At 66.6% G+C, this 16,273-nt stretch carries 13 protein-coding genes; 9 read left to right on the forward strand and 4 right to left on the reverse strand.

The window, feature by feature from the left end; translation table 11 throughout:
• Positions 1–57: 57 nt before the first annotated feature.
• A complete protein-coding gene (locus STARVERO_RS09275; RefSeq protein WP_144342303.1) occupies positions 58–987 on the reverse strand; it encodes a response regulator transcription factor in 930 nt (309 codons plus the stop codon).
• Complete coding sequence (locus STARVERO_RS09280; RefSeq protein ID WP_159598643.1) at positions 977–4,366, reverse strand: hybrid sensor histidine kinase/response regulator; 3,390 nt, start codon at positions 4,364–4,366, stop codon at positions 977–979. Before STARVERO_RS09280 ends, STARVERO_RS09275 begins: the two co-directional genes overlap by 11 nt.
• Before the next feature lie 487 nt (positions 4,367–4,853).
• On the opposite strand from STARVERO_RS09280, the gene urtA reads away from it, so the two are divergent.
• The 7 genes from urtA (at position 4,854) to STARVERO_RS09315 (ending at position 11,702) form a co-directional block, all read left to right on the forward strand.
• Entirely contained in the window at positions 4,854–6,134 is a 1,281-nt protein-coding gene (gene urtA, locus STARVERO_RS09285) for an urea ABC transporter substrate-binding protein (protein WP_144342301.1), read from the forward strand.
• Between the two features lie 97 nt (positions 6,135–6,231).
• The gene (urtB, locus tag STARVERO_RS09290) at positions 6,232–7,158 is read left to right on the forward strand and encodes an urea ABC transporter permease subunit UrtB (RefSeq protein WP_144342300.1); all 927 of its coding nucleotides are present in this window, start codon (positions 6,232–6,234) and stop codon (positions 7,156–7,158) included.
• A 10-nt stretch (positions 7,159–7,168) separates the two neighbouring features.
• Positions 7,169–8,377: an urea ABC transporter permease subunit UrtC gene (gene urtC / locus STARVERO_RS09295; RefSeq protein ID WP_159598644.1), complete on the forward strand. Its 1,209-nt coding sequence runs from the start codon at positions 7,169–7,171 to the stop codon at positions 8,375–8,377.
• Between the two features lie 14 nt (positions 8,378–8,391).
• A complete protein-coding gene (gene urtD, locus STARVERO_RS09300) occupies positions 8,392–9,159 on the forward strand; it encodes an urea ABC transporter ATP-binding protein UrtD (RefSeq protein WP_144342298.1) in 768 nt (255 codons plus the stop codon).
• 10 nt (positions 9,160–9,169) lie between these two features.
• Positions 9,170–9,859 carry an urea ABC transporter ATP-binding subunit UrtE gene (gene urtE / locus STARVERO_RS09305; protein WP_144342297.1) on the forward strand — a complete coding sequence of 230 codons (690 nt, stop codon included), beginning with the start codon at positions 9,170–9,172 and terminating at the stop codon, positions 9,857–9,859.
• Between the two features lie 71 nt (positions 9,860–9,930).
• Positions 9,931–11,169 carry a formamidase gene (gene fmdA, locus STARVERO_RS09310; RefSeq protein WP_159598645.1) on the forward strand — a complete coding sequence of 413 codons (1,239 nt, stop codon included), beginning with the start codon at positions 9,931–9,933 and terminating at the stop codon, positions 11,167–11,169.
• Between the two features lie 167 nt (positions 11,170–11,336).
• Positions 11,337–11,702 (forward strand): FmdB family zinc ribbon protein, encoded by a 366-nt coding sequence (locus tag STARVERO_RS09315; RefSeq protein ID WP_144342295.1) that lies wholly within the window; start codon positions 11,337–11,339, stop codon positions 11,700–11,702.
• Between the two features lie 42 nt (positions 11,703–11,744).
• Here the strand turns inward: STARVERO_RS09315 and ggt are convergent, their stop codons facing one another.
• Complete coding sequence (ggt, locus tag STARVERO_RS09320) at positions 11,745–13,484, reverse strand: gamma-glutamyltransferase (RefSeq protein ID WP_159601691.1); 1,740 nt, start codon at positions 13,482–13,484, stop codon at positions 11,745–11,747.
• A gap of 405 nt (positions 13,485–13,889) precedes the next feature.
• Between ggt and STARVERO_RS09325 the strand changes: the two genes are divergently transcribed.
• Both STARVERO_RS09325 and STARVERO_RS09330 read left to right on the forward strand, forming a co-directional pair.
• Positions 13,890–14,363, forward strand: coding sequence for a YaiI/YqxD family protein (locus STARVERO_RS09325; protein ID WP_159598646.1), 474 nt, complete (start codon positions 13,890–13,892; stop codon positions 14,361–14,363).
• 25 nt (positions 14,364–14,388) lie between these two features.
• Positions 14,389–15,147 (forward strand): 3-keto-5-aminohexanoate cleavage protein, encoded by a 759-nt coding sequence (locus STARVERO_RS09330; protein ID WP_159598647.1) that lies wholly within the window; start codon positions 14,389–14,391, stop codon positions 15,145–15,147.
• A gap of 41 nt (positions 15,148–15,188) precedes the next feature.
• On the opposite strand, the gene STARVERO_RS09335 is transcribed toward STARVERO_RS09330, so the two are convergent.
• The gene (locus STARVERO_RS09335; RefSeq protein WP_159598648.1) at positions 15,189–15,821 is read right to left on the reverse strand and encodes an FMN-binding negative transcriptional regulator; all 633 of its coding nucleotides are present in this window, start codon (positions 15,819–15,821) and stop codon (positions 15,189–15,191) included.
• Positions 15,822–16,273: the final 452 nt, after the last annotated feature.

Genomic DNA, 16,273 nt, shown 5'->3' on the forward strand with positions numbered 1-16,273 from the left:
GCGTGATCCACGGACCACGCCACCCTTCGCTCACGTGACGTTCTATGAAGGGTTGGGCTATTTCGAGGTGAGCGCCGTCACCGCCAGCGCGGTCGCGGCCGCGCGGTTCTCCACGCCGATCTTGGCGTAAACCTGCTCCAGATGCTTGTTCACCGTGCGCGGTGAGAGGCCGAGGATCTCGCCGATGTCGCGGTTCGCCTTGCCCCGTGCCAGCCACATCAGGACCTCCGCCTCACGCACGGTAAGGTTGAGCTTGGCTTTCAGCACCTGCTCGGGCGACAGCCCCTCGTCCTCGACGATGCGCAGCAGCAGTTCCTCGGGGCCGATCTGGCCGACATAGGAGAGCTTGAGCCGGCGCGGCGTGCCCTCCACCGGGAGCTCGATGGTATCCGGCGCCGAGACGGCCTCGCCCTTGCGCCCCTCCAGCCAGCGCTGCACAGGCTCCGGCAGCACCAGGCTGTCGCCGGGCGGCGAGACGGTGATCGAGGTCAGCAGCGCCGTCGCCTGCGGCGTCGACCACAACACCTTCCCCTCGCGCGTCGCGGAGAGCAGGTAGCGGCCCGCCGCGTCGAGCGCCGCCCGGGCACTGTGGGTCTGGCGCGCATTGGCGAGATGCACCCGGATGCGGGCGATCAGCTCGTCCGGCGAGATCGGCTTCGTCACATAGTCGACGCCGCCCGCCTCCAGCCCCTTCACGATCTGTTCGGTCTCCGACAGGCCGGTCATGAAGATCACCGGCACATGGGCGACCGACTTGTTGCGCTTCAGCAGGCGGCAGGTCTCGAAGCCGTCCATGCCGGGCATGACCGCGTCCATCAGGATCACGTCCGGGGTGATGCGCTCGACGAGAGCGAGGGCGTTGGCCCCCTCCACCGCGACCAGTACCGTGGCGCCGGCCGCCTCCAGCGCATCGGTGAGGAGACTGAGGGTCTCCGGCGAATCGTCCACCACGAGGACGATGTCTCGGCGCTCCACGCTATGCATCATTGCTGCGCAACGCCTCCAGGACAGCCATGTATTGTTTCAGGTCGAAGGTTTCCATCAGGTCGCGCATGTGCGAGACGAACGCCTTGTTGTCGGGCGAGGCGCCCTCGATCTCGGTCAGCTTGGCCTGGATTCCGCGCACATAGCCGATCTCGCCGAGCTTCACGAGATCGTCGATATGGACGCCCGAGGGCGCGCGCAGGGCACCCGCCGGCACCGCCTCCTCCACCGCCCGCGCCACGAGTTCCGCCTCGCCGACCCATTCGAGATCGAGCAGCGCCGCCATCTTCTCCAGCAGCGTGCGCAGATGCACCGGCTTCACCAGATGGTCGTCATGCTGGGCAAGCCCGTCGCCGTGGATTTCCCCGGCATTGGCGGAGATCATGATGATGCGCAACTTGGCGAAACCCTCGTCGCGCAACTGTCGCGCGACCTCCCAGCCACTAAGCCCCGGCATCGAAATGTCGAGCAGCAAAAGATCGGGGGTCCATTCGCGGACCATGTCGAGCGCCTGTATCCCATCGGTAGCGGCGAGCACGGTGAAACCGAGCGGAACGAGCAGTTCATGCATCAGGTCGCGATGGGCGGCATCGTCGTCGGCGACCAGCACGGTGCGGCGCGGGCCGGTGTAGCCGGCGATGTTGCGGTGCTGGATCGGGCCGAGGCGGGAGGGGTTGGTCACCTCCGACAGCATCATCTTCACGCGGAAGATGCTCCCCTCGCCAGGCGTTGAGGACAGAGAGATTTCCCCGCCCATGATCTCGGTGAGCAGCTTGGTGATGGTCAACCCGAGACCGATGCCGGCGGTCGAATAGGTGCCCGCCCGCTCACCCCGTTCGAAGGGCTCGAAGATGCGCTTGTGGTCCGCCGCCGGAATGCCGATGCCGCTGTCTTCGATCTCGAATTCGGCCACCTGGCTCTTGTAGCCAACGCGTAGCGCTACCCGTCCGCTACTGGTGAACTTGATCGCATTGGATAGCAGGTTGATGAGGATCTGCCGCAGACGCTTTTCGTCGGTATAGACCACCGCCGGCAGCCGCTCGGGCCGCACATAGACGAAGTCGATGCCCTTGGCGGTCGCCTGAAGGCGGAACATGTCGACGAGCTGGTCGAGGAAGTCGCCGATGCGCACCTCGTCGCGGGTGAGGTGCAGCCGCCCGGCCTCGATCTTGGAGATGTCCAGCAGCCCGTCGATGAGGCCGGACAAGTGTTCGGCGGAGCGGCGCACCACGCGGATGGCGTCGCGGCGGTGGGGTGGGATGGAAGTGTCGCGCTCCAGTAGCTGGGCGTAGCCGAGGATAGCGTTGAGTGGCGTGCGCAGCTCGTGGCTGATGCCGACGACGTAGCGGCTCTTGGCGAGGTTCGCCGCCTCGGCCGCCTCCTTCGCCTTCTGCAGCTTGGCGTCGGTGCGCTTGTGCGCCTCGATCTCGCGCATCAGCAGCGCGGTCTGACGGTTGCTCTCCTCCTGCGCGACGCGCCGGCTCTCCTGCGCCAGCACGAACAGCCAGGCGGCAACGCCGGCGATGATGAGCAGGATGAAGTAGAGCGTGAACAGCACGCTGCCGACCGCCTCGCGCTCGGCCGCCGGTGCGAAGGTCGCCTGGAAATAGATGACGCCCAATATGCCGCCGATCACCAGCGCCAGCAGTGAGAGCACGCCGATGTAATGGCCGATGCGCGAATTGATCTGCGCCACCATCCAGGTCGGCAGGGTGGCGCGCAGGGCCGCCAGTATCTGGTCGGGAAAGCGCGCATCCTCCTTGCAGCGGTCATGGCAGCGCGCGTCGAGCGAGCAGCACAGCGAGCAGATCGGCCCGGCATAGACCGGACAATGCGCCATGTCCTCCGGCTCGAACTTGTGCTCGCAGATGCAGCACTTGAGCGTGTGGCGACTGTCCCAGTTCTTGTTGGTGCGCCGGGCGATGTAGTAGCGGCCCTGCGTGGCGAAGGCGATGCCCGCCGCCGCCACGAAGGACACGCCCAGCGCCACGAAGGGGGCGAACACCTTCACCGTCGGCCCGAAGAAGCCGGAAAAGGCGATGACGCCGATCAGCGTGCCCGCCAGCACCGCGCCGACGCCGACCGGGTTGATGTCGTAGAGATGCGCCCGCTTGAACTCGATGCCCGGCGGACTCCAGCCCATCGGCTTGTTGACCACGAGGTCCGCCACCAGCGCCGCCACCCAGGCCACCGCGACGATGGCGTAAAGGCCGAGGATCTGCTCCAGCACCTTGTAGATGCCGAGCGCCATCAGCATCAGCGCGATGGTGACGTTGAACACCAGCCAGACCACCCGGCCGGGGTGGCTGTGGGTGAGCCGGGAGAAGAAGTTCGACCAGGCGATCGAGCCCGCATAGGAGTTCGTCACGTTGATCTTGAGCTGGGCGAGGATGACGAAGACGCCGGTGAAGGCCAGCGCCACCTCCGGGGTGAACACCGTCCTGAACGCCAGCAGGTACATCTGGGTCGGCTCGGCCGCGTGCAGGAAAGGCACGCCCTGCGTGAGCGCGAAATAGGCGAGGAAGGAGCCGGCCAGCATCTTGATGCCGCCGGGGATAATCCAGCCCGGCCCGGCGCTCAGCAACGCCACCCACCACAGCACGTTGCGCGCCGTCTCGCTGCGCCCGGGCGCGCGGCGCGGCAGGAAGCGCAGGAAGTCCACCTGCTCGCCGATCTGCGCCACCAGCGCGAAGACCACCGTGGTGGCGGCCCCGAACAGCACGAAGTCGAAGGAGCCGTCCGGCGCGCCGTAGCGGCCGGTATAGGACACCCAGCCGGCGAGCGGATCGTCCTTGAGCGCGAAGATGAAGACGAAGGGGATGAGGTTCAGCAGCAGCCAGACCGGCTGGGTCCAGAGCTGGAAGCGGCTGATGAAGGTGATGCCGTGCGTCACCAGCGGGATCACCACCAGCGCGCTGATGAAATAGCCGACCATCAGCGGCACGCCGAAGCACATCTCCAGCGCCAGCGCCATGATCGCCGCCTCGATGGCGAAGAACAGGTAGGTGAAGGAGGCGTAGATCAGCGAGGTAACGGTGGAGCCGATATAACCGAAGCCGGCGCCCCGGGTCAGCAGGTCGATATCGACGCCGAACTTGGCGGCGTAATAGCTGATCGGCAGGCCGGCGGCGAAGATGATGGCGCACACGACGAGAATCGCCGCCACCGCGTTCTGGAAGCCGTAGGCCAGCGTGATGGCCCCGCCGATGGCCTCCAGCGCCAGGAAGGACACCGCCCCCAGCGCAGTGTTGGCCACCCGCAGCGCCGACCAGCGGCGCGCGCTCTTGGCGGTGAAGCGCAGCGCATAGTCTTCCAGCGTCTCGTTGACGACCCACTGGTTGTAACGGCGTCGAACGCGAACGATCTTTTGTTCCGCCGCCATAGGGTTCCGCCTCGCCGAGCCGACGCCTGACATGCTTTCGCGCTTACCCTCCCGGGGCACTTTCTGGTTTTCGCTGCACCGACGGCCCCGTCCCCGCGGCGCCTCGGCGTGCATCAAGCACAAATCGTTCCAGTCAAGTCGACCGCGCACCGAACGGGCCAAACGACACGAAACGGTTCTTGTATAAGTTCGGGCGTTTGCGTGCCGACGATGAAAAAATGCCCAGATGAGCGCAATTCGGGCAGCGGACGTCCATCGGCAACACCGGCATACCAAAGTAATTATTTTCCGCGCGCGCGCGAAAACATACGCGGGAAGCGCGCACACGCGCCTCCCATCCTACGACGTCACTGTGTAGGAGCGCCCCCGAAACCCCTATACGTCAATCGACGTATTGCTGCATCGCGTCATCGCCGACCACGATCCTGACAATGCAAGCACATCGCTAAGCTTGTTGAGGCCACGTCAAACCCGTGGAGGGGATCGCATGTCTTCGAATAACGATAATTCTCATAAATTTTCCAGCACGCGCCGCAAGCTTCTGATGGGAATGGCGGCGCTTCCGGCGGCGCCTCTTCTGGCATCTTCCGGCCTGTTCTCCTCGCCCGCCTTCGCCCAGGCGCTCGCGACGTCGGCCGTGAACACCACCGGCCTCGCTGTCACCGACACGGACGTCACGGTTGGCATCCTGCATTCCGTCACCGGCACCATGGCCATTTCGGAAACCGGCTCGGTGCAGGCCGAGAAGCTCGCCATCGACCAGATCAACAAGTCGGGTGGCGTACTCGGCCGTCAGATCAAGTACATTCAGGAAGACGGCGCGTCCGACTGGCCGACCTTCGCCGAAAAGGCCAAGAAGCTGCTCGTCAACGACAAGGTCGCTGCCGTGTTCGGCTGCTGGACCTCGGCCTCGCGCAAGGCGGTTCTGCCGGTGTTCGAGCAGTATAACGGCATTCTCTATTACCCGACCTTCTATGAGGGCCTCGAACAGTCCAAGAACGTCATCTACACCGGCCAGGAAGCAACCCAGCAGATCCTCGCCGGTCTCGACTGGGTCAACAAGGAGAAGGGCGCCAAGAGCTTCTATCTGATCGGCTCGGACTACATCTGGCCGCGCACCTCGATGAAGATCGCGCGCAAGCACATCGAAAACAAGCTGGGTGGCAAGGTCGTGGGCGAGGAATACTTCCCGCTCGGCCACACCCAGTTCAACTCGGTGATCAACAAGATCAAGCTGACCAAGCCGGACGTGATCTACGCCGCGGTCGTCGGCGGCTCGAACGTCGCGTTCTATAAGCAGTTGAAGGCCGCCGGCATCGACCTCTCCAAGCAGAACCTGCTGACCATATCGGTGACCGAGGACGAGATCGACGGCATCGGCGGCGAGAACATCGCTGGCGCCTACTCCTCGATGAAGTACTTCCAGTCTCTCGACAACCCGAACAACAAGGAATTCGTCGCCGAATTCAAGAAGATGTGGGGCGACAAGACGGTGATCGGCGACGTCACCCAGGCTGCCTATCTCGGCCCCTGGCTGTGGAAAGCCGCGGTGGAGAAGGCCAAGTCCTTCGACGTGGACAAGGTTGCCGAAGCATCGGTGGATGTCGAGTTCGCCAAGGCGCCGGAAGGTTACGTCAAGATCCACCCGAACCATCACCTGTGGTCCAAGGCCCGTATCGGCCAGGCCCAGGCCGACGGCCAGTTCAAGCTGGTTCACGAGACCGCCGACCTCATCGAGCCCGATCCGTTCCCGAAGGGCTACCAGTGATCGCCTGAAGCTCCCACCCGGAGAGGGCTCGCCCTCTCCGGGGCTCTTTCCGTTGACGGAGACCGCGCCGCACGCGCGCACGCCGGGGGATTCCTGAATGTTTGCCGAATATTCGCTGAGCGAACTCAGCTCCATCTTCCTGATGCAAGGCTTCGCCGGCCTTATCCTGTTTTCGGTCTTCGTGCTCATGGCGCTGGGTCTGGCCATCATCTTCGGCCAGATGGGCGTCATCAACATGGCGCACGGCGAGTTCATGATCCTCGGCGCCTATGTCACCTATTTCACATCTCAGTTCTTTCTGAATTATATTCCCGCCCTGTTCGGCATCTACTTCTTCATCGCGATGATATTGGCCTTCTTCGCCTCCGGAGCGCTCGGAATGGCGGTGGAATGGCTGATGATCCGGCGCCTCTACAAGCGCCCGCTCGACACTCTGCTCGCCACCTGGGGCCTCAGCCTCATTCTCCAGCAGGTCTATCGCTCCGTTTTCGGCCCCCGCGAGGTCGGCGTCGAGCTGCCGGGCTGGATGATGGGATCGCTGCCCGTCACCGACGTGGTCGAGGTGCAGATCAACGGCCTGTTCGTCATGGGCCTCACCATCGCCATCACCGTCGCCGTGGCCCTGCTGATGTACAAGTCGGCCTGGGGCAAGCAGGTCCGCGCCGTGGTGCAGAACCGCGTCATGGCCGGCGCCGTCGGCATCAATACCGAGAAGGTGGACCGCTACACCTTCGGCCTCGGCTGCGGCATCGCCGGCGTCGCCGGCTCGGCCTTCACCATGATCGGATCGACCGGCCCGACCTCCGGCCAGCTCTACATCGTCGACACCTTCCTGGTCGTCGTCTTCGGCGGCGCGCAGAGCCTGCTCGGCACCATCGCCTCCGCCTTCACCATCTCGCAGGCCCAGTCGACCCTGGAGTTCTTCCTCTCCGGCTCGATGGCCAAGGTCCTCACGCTGCTCGGCGTGGTCATCATCCTGATGCTGCGGCCCCAGGGCCTGTTCGTCATCAAGGTCCGTCGCTGAGGAGGCGCACATGAGCAAATCATCCGGCCGCACCTTCTTCCTGCGACCTCAGGATATCATCGGCATCATCGTCCTGGCCGTCATCCTCGTCGTCGTCCTGCCGCTGGCGCTGGACAATTTCCGCCTGCAGTTCGTCGGCAAGTACCTCACCTACGCCTTCGTGGCGCTCGGCCTCGTGCTGTGCTGGGGCTATGCCGGCATTCTCTCGCTCGGCCAGGGCGTGTTCTTCGGGCTCGGCGGCTACTGCATGGCGATGTTCCTCAAGCTGGAAGCCTCCAGCGTGGAGAACACCAAGATCCAGACCACGCCGGGCATTCCGGACTTCATGGACTGGAACCAGATCACCGCGCTGCCCTGGTTCTGGGAGCCGTTCCACAATCTCGGCTTCACCGTTCTCGCGGTGATCCTGGTGCCGGCCCTCTTCGCCTTCATCGTCGGCTTCGCCATGTTCAAGCGGCGCGTGGGCGGCGTGTACTTCGCCATCATCACCCAGGCGCTCGCCGCGATCATGACCATCCTGATCATCGGCCAGCAGGGCTATACCGGCGGCATCAACGGCATCACCGACCTGCGCACGCTGAACGGCTGGGACATCCGCACCGACAGCGCCAAGACGGTCCTCTACTTCGTCTGCGTCGGCCTGCTGCTGGCCTGCATCCTCGTCGCCTATTTCGTGAAGTCCTCGAAGCTCGGCCGCATCCTCGTCGCCATGCGCGACAAGGAGGACCGGGTGCGCTTCTCCGGCTACGACGTCGCCAGCTTCAAGGTGTTCGTGTTCTGCCTCGCGGCGTCCCTGTCGGCCATCGGCGGGGCGATGTTCACGCTGCAGGTCGGCTTCATGTCGCCCTCCTTCGTCGGCATCGTGCCCTCCATCGAGATGGTCATCTACACCGCCGTCGGCGGGCGCCTGTCCATCCTCGGGGCCGTCTACGGCACGCTGCTGGTGAACTGGGCCAAGACCTCCTTCTCGGAGAGCTTCCCGGAACTCTGGCTGTTCGGCCTCGGCGGCTTGTTCATCGCCGTGGTGCTGGCCTTCCCGAACGGCATCGCCGGCCTGTGGCAGACCTACGTCGCCCCGCATCTCGGCCCGCTGTTCGGCGGCGCCGCCAAGCGCACGGCGACGCCTCCCGCCGCCACGCCGCCGGCCGCCACTCCGCCCACTCCGACGCCTCCCGCCGCGCCGCCCTCCGGGACGGCCGCCCCCGCCGCCGCCGAGTGAGAGGAGCCGGTGCCATGAACACCTCTGTCATCACCGATGCCATGAACAAGGACTTCGTCCTGGCGGTTGAAGGGCTGACCGTCTCCTTCGACGGCTTCAAGGCGGTCAACGACCTGTCCTTCTATGTCGACGAGAACGAGATCCGCGTAATCATCGGCCCCAACGGCGCCGGCAAGACGACGGTGCTCGATCTCATCTGCGGCCGCACCAAGGCGACCACCGGCTCGATCCGCTTCAAGGACCGCGAGCTGACGAAGATGAAGGAGCACGAGATCGTGCGCGCCGGCGTCGGGCGCAAGTTCCAGAACCCGTCGATCTACGAGGACCTGACCGTCTTCGAGAACCTGGAAATCTCCTACCCCAAGGGCCGCTCGGTGCCGGGCGCCCTCACCTTCCGCCGCGACGCCGCGGTGAAGGAGCGGGTGCAGGAGATCGCCGAGACCATCTTCCTCGCCGACCAGCTCGACCAGCGCGCCGAATATCTCTCGCACGGCCAGAAGCAGTGGCTGGAGATCGGCATGCTGCTCATCCAGGACCCGGAACTCCTCATGCTCGACGAGCCGGTTGCCGGCATGAGCGTGTCCGAGCGCAAGAAGACCGCCGAACTGCTCAACACCATCATCAAGAACCGCTCGGTGATCGTGATCGAGCACGACATGAAGTTCGTCGAGGACATCGCCCACAAAGTCACGGTGCTGCACCAGGGCAAGATCCTGTCGGAAGGCTCGATGGCCAAGGTCCAGGCGGACCCCAAGGTCATCGAAGTCTATCTCGGCCATTGAGGAGGCGAGGATGCTGAACGTTTCGAACCTCCACGTCTCCTACGGCGAGAGCGAGGTCCTGCACGGGCTGAACTTCAACGTCGCGCCCAACGAGATCATCGCCATCATGGGCCGCAACGGCATGGGCAAGACCACGCTCATGAAGTCGCTCATGGGCATCGTTCCGACCAAGAGCGGCTCGGTCTCGGTCGGCCCGACCGACATCACCCGGCTCAAGAGCTATGAGCGCGTCGCCAACGGCGTCGCCTATGTGCCGCAGGGCCGCATGATCTTCTCCACCATGACGGTGCAGGAGAACATCGAGACCGGCCTCATCCCGCGCGGCGAGAGCAAGGTGCCGCCGGACATCTACGAGCTGTTCCCGGTGCTGCTGGAGATGAAGGGCCGGCGCGGCGGCAACCTCTCCGGCGGCCAGCAGCAGCAGCTCGCCATCGCCCGCGCCCTCGCCACCGCGCCCAAGGTGCTGCTGCTCGACGAGCCGACCGAAGGCATCCAGCCCTCGATCATCCGCGAGATGGCGCGCACGCTGAAGCGCATCCGCGACGAGCGGGGCCTGTCCATCGTGGTCTCCGAGCAGGTGCTCTCCTTCGCCCTCGACATCGCCGACCGCGTGCTCGTCATCGAGAACGGCGAGATCGTGCACGAGAACCAGCGCGCCGACGTCGACGAGGCGAAGGTCGCCCGGTTCCTGTCCGTCTGAGACCCGGGTCCGGCCCCTGGGCCGGCCCCTTCCGACCTACCGCATGCAGCCCAAGGGGAACGGAGTTCGCCATGCCTGAGACACTGATTTCGGTCGACCTGTCCAAGCCGGCCACCGAGAACGAATATCTGCACAATCGCTGGCACCCGGACATTCCGATCGCCACCTGGGTCGAGCCCGGTGCCGACTTCATCGTCGAGACCGTGGACTGGACGGGCGGCGCCATCGCCAACAACGATTCCGCCGACGACATCCGCGACGTCGATCTGTCGACGGTGCACTATCTCTCCGGCCCCATCGGCGTGAAGGGCGCCAAGCCGGGCGACCTGCTGGTGGTCGACATCCTCGACGCCGGCACGCTGAAGGGCCACGAGTGGGGCTTCAACGGCTTCTTCTCGAAGAAGAACGGCGGCGGCTTCCTCACCGACCACTTCCCGCTCGCGCAGAAGTCGATCTGGCACTACGAGGGCATGTTCACCCGCTCGCGCCACGTGCCGGGCGTCGGCTTCGCCGGCCTCATCCATCCCGGCCTGATCGGTACCCTGCCCTCGCAGAAGCTGCTCGACACCTGGAACGCGCGCGAGCAGGCGCTGATCGACACCAACCCGACCCGCGTGCCCCCGCTGGCCAACCCGCCGGCGCCGAAGACCGCGCATCTGGGCAAGCTCGCCAAGGGCTCGGACGCCTATTCCAAGGTTGCCGCCGAAGGCGCCCGCACGGTTCCCCCGCGCGAGCATGGCGGCAATTGCGACATCAAGGACCTGTCGCGCGGCTCGAAGATCTACTTCCCCGTCTATGTCGACGGCGCCGGCCTCTCCATGGGCGACATGCACTTCTCCCAGGGCGACGGCGAGATCACCTTCTGCGGCGCCATCGAGATGTTCGGCGCGTGGCTGCACATCAAGGTCGACCTGATCAAGGACGGCATGGCGCTGTACGGGATCAAGAACCCGATCTTCAAGCCGTCGCCGATCACCCCGAACTACAAGGACTACCTGATCTTCGAGGGCATCTCGGTCGACGAGGAAGGCAAGCAGTACTATCTCGACGCCAACGTCGCCTATCGTCAGGCGTGCCTCAACGCCATCGAATACCTGAAGAAGTTCGGCTATTCGGGCGCGCAGGCGCACTCCATCCTCGGCGTCGCGCCGGTGCAGGGCCATCTCTCGGGCGTGGTCGACATTCCCAATTCCTGCGCCACGCTGTGGCTGCCCACCGAGATCTTCGACTTCGACATCAAGCCTTCGGCTGCCGGCCCGACCAAGTTCATCGATGGCTCGGTCGACATGCCGATCTCGCCGGACCTTTGACCCCCGCTTGAGTCCGGCCCGCGGGGCGACGCTTGCGTCGCCCCGCATCCTTCCCTGCTGAGAATTTGGCGACGCCAAGCGTCGCCCCGCATTCTTCCTTCTGAGGTTTGGCGACGCTCGCGTCGCCCCGCACTTTCCCCGTCGTGGAAACGCCCAAGGAAACGCTCATGCCCGTCTATGAATATCAGTGCGACACGTGCGGCGATTTCACCGAGCTGCGGCCGATGAGCGAGTATCAGGACCCTCAGCCCTGTCCGGATTGCGGCGCGATGGCACCGCGCGTGATGCTGACCGCGCCGCACTTCTCCTCCATGTCGCGCGAACGCAGGGTCGCCCACGCGACCAACGAGCAGTCGAGCCACGCGCCGATGAGCGTCGACGCCTACAAGGCCAAGCAGGAGCGCGCCAGGCACGCCTCCGGCTGCTCCTGCTGCTCCGGCATGAAGAGCCGCACGAAGAAGAACCGCACCGCCACCACCGCTTCCGGCGCCAAGAGCTTCCCCTCGGCCCGGCCGTGGATGATCAGCCACTGACGAACCGGGCGCCGGCCGCACCTCGACACGCCCGCGCGGGCCTCACTCCCCGATCGCCACGCCCTCGCGACGCGGATCGGCCGCGCCCACCAGCCCGTCCGGCGTGATCGCCACCGCCTGCACGCCGGACGTCATCGGGGCGATCGTCACCGGGAAGCCCAGTTCCCGCAGCCCCGGCTCCAGCGCCTGCGCCGCGCTGCCCTGCTCGATCTCCACCGCATCGAAGCGCGCCAGCACGTTCGGCGCGGCGATGGCGTCCGGCAGGCTCAGGCCCCAGTCGAGATGGGCGATCAGCGTCTTGGCGACATAGCCGATGATCTGGCTGCCGCCGGGCGAGCCCAGCGCCAGCACCGGCCGGCCTTCCCGCAGAACAATGGTCGGCGTCATGGACGAGCGCGGCCGCTTGCCCGGCTCCACCCGGTTGGCGACCGGCACGCCGTCGCGCTGCGAGCGGAAGGAGAAATCGGTCAGCTCGTTGTTGAGCAGGAAGCCGCCGACCATCAGCCGCGAGCCGAAGCCGGCCTCGATGGTCGAGGTCATGGAGACCACGTTGCCGTCCGCATCCACGATGGTGATCTGCGTGGTCGAGGGCAGCTCCGGCGCCGCCCCGTCGGCCCGCGGCCCGGCCATGGCGTGGTCCCATTTCGGGGTGCCCGGCGCGACCTCCGGCAGCGCGTCGTCGCCGGCCAGCAGCCTCGCGCGGGCGCCGAGATAATCCCGCGCCAGCAGGCCGCCGGTCGGCATCGGCACGTAGTCCTCGTCGGCCATGTAGCGCTCACGGTCGGCGAAGGCGAGGCGCGAGGCGTCGGCGATCAGCCGCCACGCCTCCGGCGAGCTCGGGCCCAATGCCTTGAGATCATAGGATTCCAGCATGCCGAGGATCTGCCCGAGCGTGAGCCCGCCCGAGCTCGGCGGGCCCATGCCGCACACGTCGAGCCCGCGATAGGCGCCGCAGACGGGCGGGCGCTCCTTCACCCGATATTCGCGCAGGTCGCCCGGCGACAGAAGGCCGGGACTGGCGGCCTCGCGGACCGCGCGCACGATCTCCTGCGCCAGCGGGCCGCCATAGAAGGCATCGGCGCCGTACTGGCCGAGCAGCCGCAGCGTGCGCGCATAGGCCGGGTTCCTCAGCCGCGTGCCGGCCGCGAGGGGCGCGCCGTCGGCATCAAGGAAATAGGCGCGGGCCGCGGGATCGCTCCGCAGGGTCTCGACATCGCCGGCGATCAGGGAAGCCAGACGCGGGGAGACGTCGAACCCTTCCTCGGCAAGGCGGATGGCCGGACGGAAGAGCTGGCCCCAGGCGATCTTTCCATAGCGCCGGTGCACGGTCTCGATGAGGCGCGGCGTGCCGGGCGTGCCGACCGAGCGCCCGCCGACCACGGCCTGCAGGAAGGCGAGCGGCTCGCCCCTGTCGTCCTGGAACAGCGTCGGCGTCGCCGCGCGCGGCGCCGTCTCGCGCCCGTCGAAGGTGGTGAGCCGCCTCGCCGCCGCGTCCCAGTAGACGAGGAAGGCGCCGCCACCGAGGCCGGACGACTGCGGCTCGACGAGGCCGAGGACGAGCTGCGTCGCGACCATCGCGTCGATGGCGTTGCCGCCCGCCCGCAACGCCGCCGCGCCGGCCTGCGCGGCCAGCGGGTTGGCCGCCGTCACCATCCAGCTCCGGCCGGTCGCCGTCTTCTGCCCGGCGAGGACGGGCGAGGCCGCCTCCGGCGCCGGCGCGTCGGAGGCCTGCTGCGCGCGCAGCGGCAGGACGGAGAGCAGCAGGACCGCCGGCGCCGCCATGACGGCGCGCTGCCACCGGGCCCGTTCCCGCCAGGTCCGTTCCTGTCGCATGGCGTTTCCTCTCCTCATGGGCGCACACCCGAGATTGCCGGTCGTAACGCGAAGTGAACAGCGGATTCGCCTCCCGCATCGCAATGAACGCGTGACGAATGCGCGAATCGGTCTAATCTCCAATTGTCGTCAACAATCGAAAGGAGGTGATCCAGTGTCTGATCGTCTTGATCTGCGGTCGTCGGTATCCGTGACCTGGACACTTGCCTCTTGCGAGGTCCGTGCCGCGTGATGCGACACTTCGCGCTGCCTTTCTAGGCAGTTACCGGGCCGGGCCGCGGTCTGACATGGGAAGGGCTGCTCGCGAGGGCAGCCCTTCTTGCTTGGTGCCGCCACAACCGAACACGGAATACTTTGCCGAAGCCGATCCTCATCTATATCGACGCCGATGCCTGCCCGGTGAAGGATGAGACCTACCGCGTCGCCTCCCGCCACCGGATCAAGGTCTTCCTCGTCGCCAACAGCTACATCGCCGTCCCGCGCGACGCCGAGGTCGAGCGCGTCATCGTGCCGGCCGGGCTCGACGTGGCGGATGACTGGATCGCCGAGCGGGTGGAAGAGGGCGACCTCGTCGTCACCGCCGACGTGCCGCTGGCGGCGCGCGTGGTGGCGAAGGGCGCGGAGGCCATCGGCCCGACCGGCAAGCCCTTCACCGCCTCCTCCATCGGCATGCAGCTCGCCACCCGCAACCTGATGCAGGACCTGCGCGACGCCGGCGAGATCACCCGCGGTCCCCGCCCCTTTTCGCCGCGCGATCGCTCGGAATTTCTCCAGGCGCTGGAACGCGCCGTGCAGCGTCTGAAACGGAAAGGCTTTCTCGCGGGTTGATGTCGGGCAGAACAGGAGACCGCCAATGCTGCAAGCCTGCCTGAACGGCTCCCGGACACGTGAATTCCATCCCCAGACACCCCTCACCCCCGCCCAGCTCGCGGCGGATGCGGCGGCCGTCGTCGCGGCCGGCGCCACCGAGCTGCACCTGCATCCGCGCGACGCGCTGGGCGCCGAGACGCTCGATCCGGCCAGCGTCGCGGCCGCACTCGAGGCGATCCGCGCCCGCGTGCCGGACACGCCGATCGGCCTCTCCACCCATGCCGGCATCGTGTCGGGCGATCTCGGCCGGCTGGAGGCGGTGAGGCGCTGGACGGTGCTGCCGGACTACGTCTCGGTGAACCTGATCGAGGCGGACGCGCCGGAGATGATCGCGCTCGCCCTGTCGCGCGGCATCGGCGTGGAAGCCGGTCTGTGGTCGCAAGCCGACGCCGAGCGCTTCGTGAAGCTCGACGAGGCCCGGCGCTGCCTGCGCATCCTCATCGAGATCAACGAGCAGGACGAGGCGGAGGGGCTGGCGGTCGCCGCCGCCATCCGCACCGTGCTGGCCCGCGCCAGCCTCGATGTCCCGGTCCTCCAGCATGGCTACGAGGCCACCGTCTGGCCGCTCTATCAGGACGCCCTGATGCGCGAGCTGGACGGCCGCATCGGACTGGAAGACGGCAAGCACCTGCCGGACGGCCAGGAAGCAGCGGACAACGCCGCCCTCATCAAGGCCGCCCTGCGCCTTGCCCGCGTGCCGCCCAACCTGCCGCCGGAGGCGACGCCGCCGATCACCGGGTGATCGCTCTCCCGCGTGTGCCGATCGTCTTCGCTCGCACCGCGTCAGTCGCGCTGGGTGGGGATCATCCCGGCCACCTGCCGCTCGGTCGGGCGTTCGCTCCCGGCCAGCCCCGCCGCCACGCCGGCGCGGTCGGCTTCCGAGCGGTTCTGGCTCATCTTGCGCTTGCCCTCGATGCGGGAAATCGGCAGCCGCACGCCGACAATGCCTTTCAGTTGCGCGGCGATGAAGGCTTCCGGCGCGTCGCCCACCACCCAGGGCAGGGCCCGCGCCTGCTCGTGAAGCTCGGTCAGCCGGGTCACGGCACCAAGCAGCCGGGCCGGATCGTCGAAGAACTCCGCCGGGCCATAGGCGTGCACGGCCTCATAGTTCCAGGTCGGCACGACCTTGCCGTGCTCGGTCTTGGCCGCGTACCAGCTCGGCGTGATGTAGGCGTCCACACCGGAAAACAGCACGAGCGCCTCGCCGACGACAGGGGTGCGCCACTGCGCATTCGCCTTGGCAAGATGTCCGTAGAGCACCCCATGCTCCCCCTCGCTTTCGTCGAGGAACAGCGGCAGGGGCGTCGCCATCAGCCCGTCGGCCGTGGCGGTGACGAGCGTCGCCAGCCGGGTCTCGCGCATGATCCGGCGCAGGATGGCGGGGTCGTCTTCGCGAAAGGCGGGGGGCGTATACATGGCGGACCCGGAAAGAGACGGCGGAAGCGTGGTGCGACGTGCAGCATAATCCAACGCCGGCGCCGGGGAACAGCAGTCCTGCCCCGCGCGCGGCCTTCCCGGCGGCGGCACGAGCTCGGCTTCCTCTTCCGCAAGCAACAGCGTGGAGCGGGCGATTTCATCCTGCACCACGGGGAGAAGGGGACGGGCGACAGCGACAGCTTTTTCGAGAAGCTCGGTCGAGATCGATTATGCTCATAGGCCGGCTTCGGCGAAAGTCCGGCACCGCCGGCGTCATCCCGGAGTTGCCGTCAGGCAATATCCGGAATCGTCTTCCGTTCTCTATCGTCAAACGATCCCGGCTCTCCGGCTCCACCACGGTCCGGGAGCACGGCGCAGCAAAGCAACGTCATGGCCGGGCTTGGCCCGGCCATCCACGTCTTCACCGCCAAAGGCGTGGATACCCGGCACAA

It is taken from the genome of Starkeya nomas, assembly GCF_902703545.1.
GTDB classification, from domain to species: domain Bacteria; phylum Pseudomonadota; class Alphaproteobacteria; order Rhizobiales; family Xanthobacteraceae; genus Ancylobacter; species Ancylobacter moscoviensis.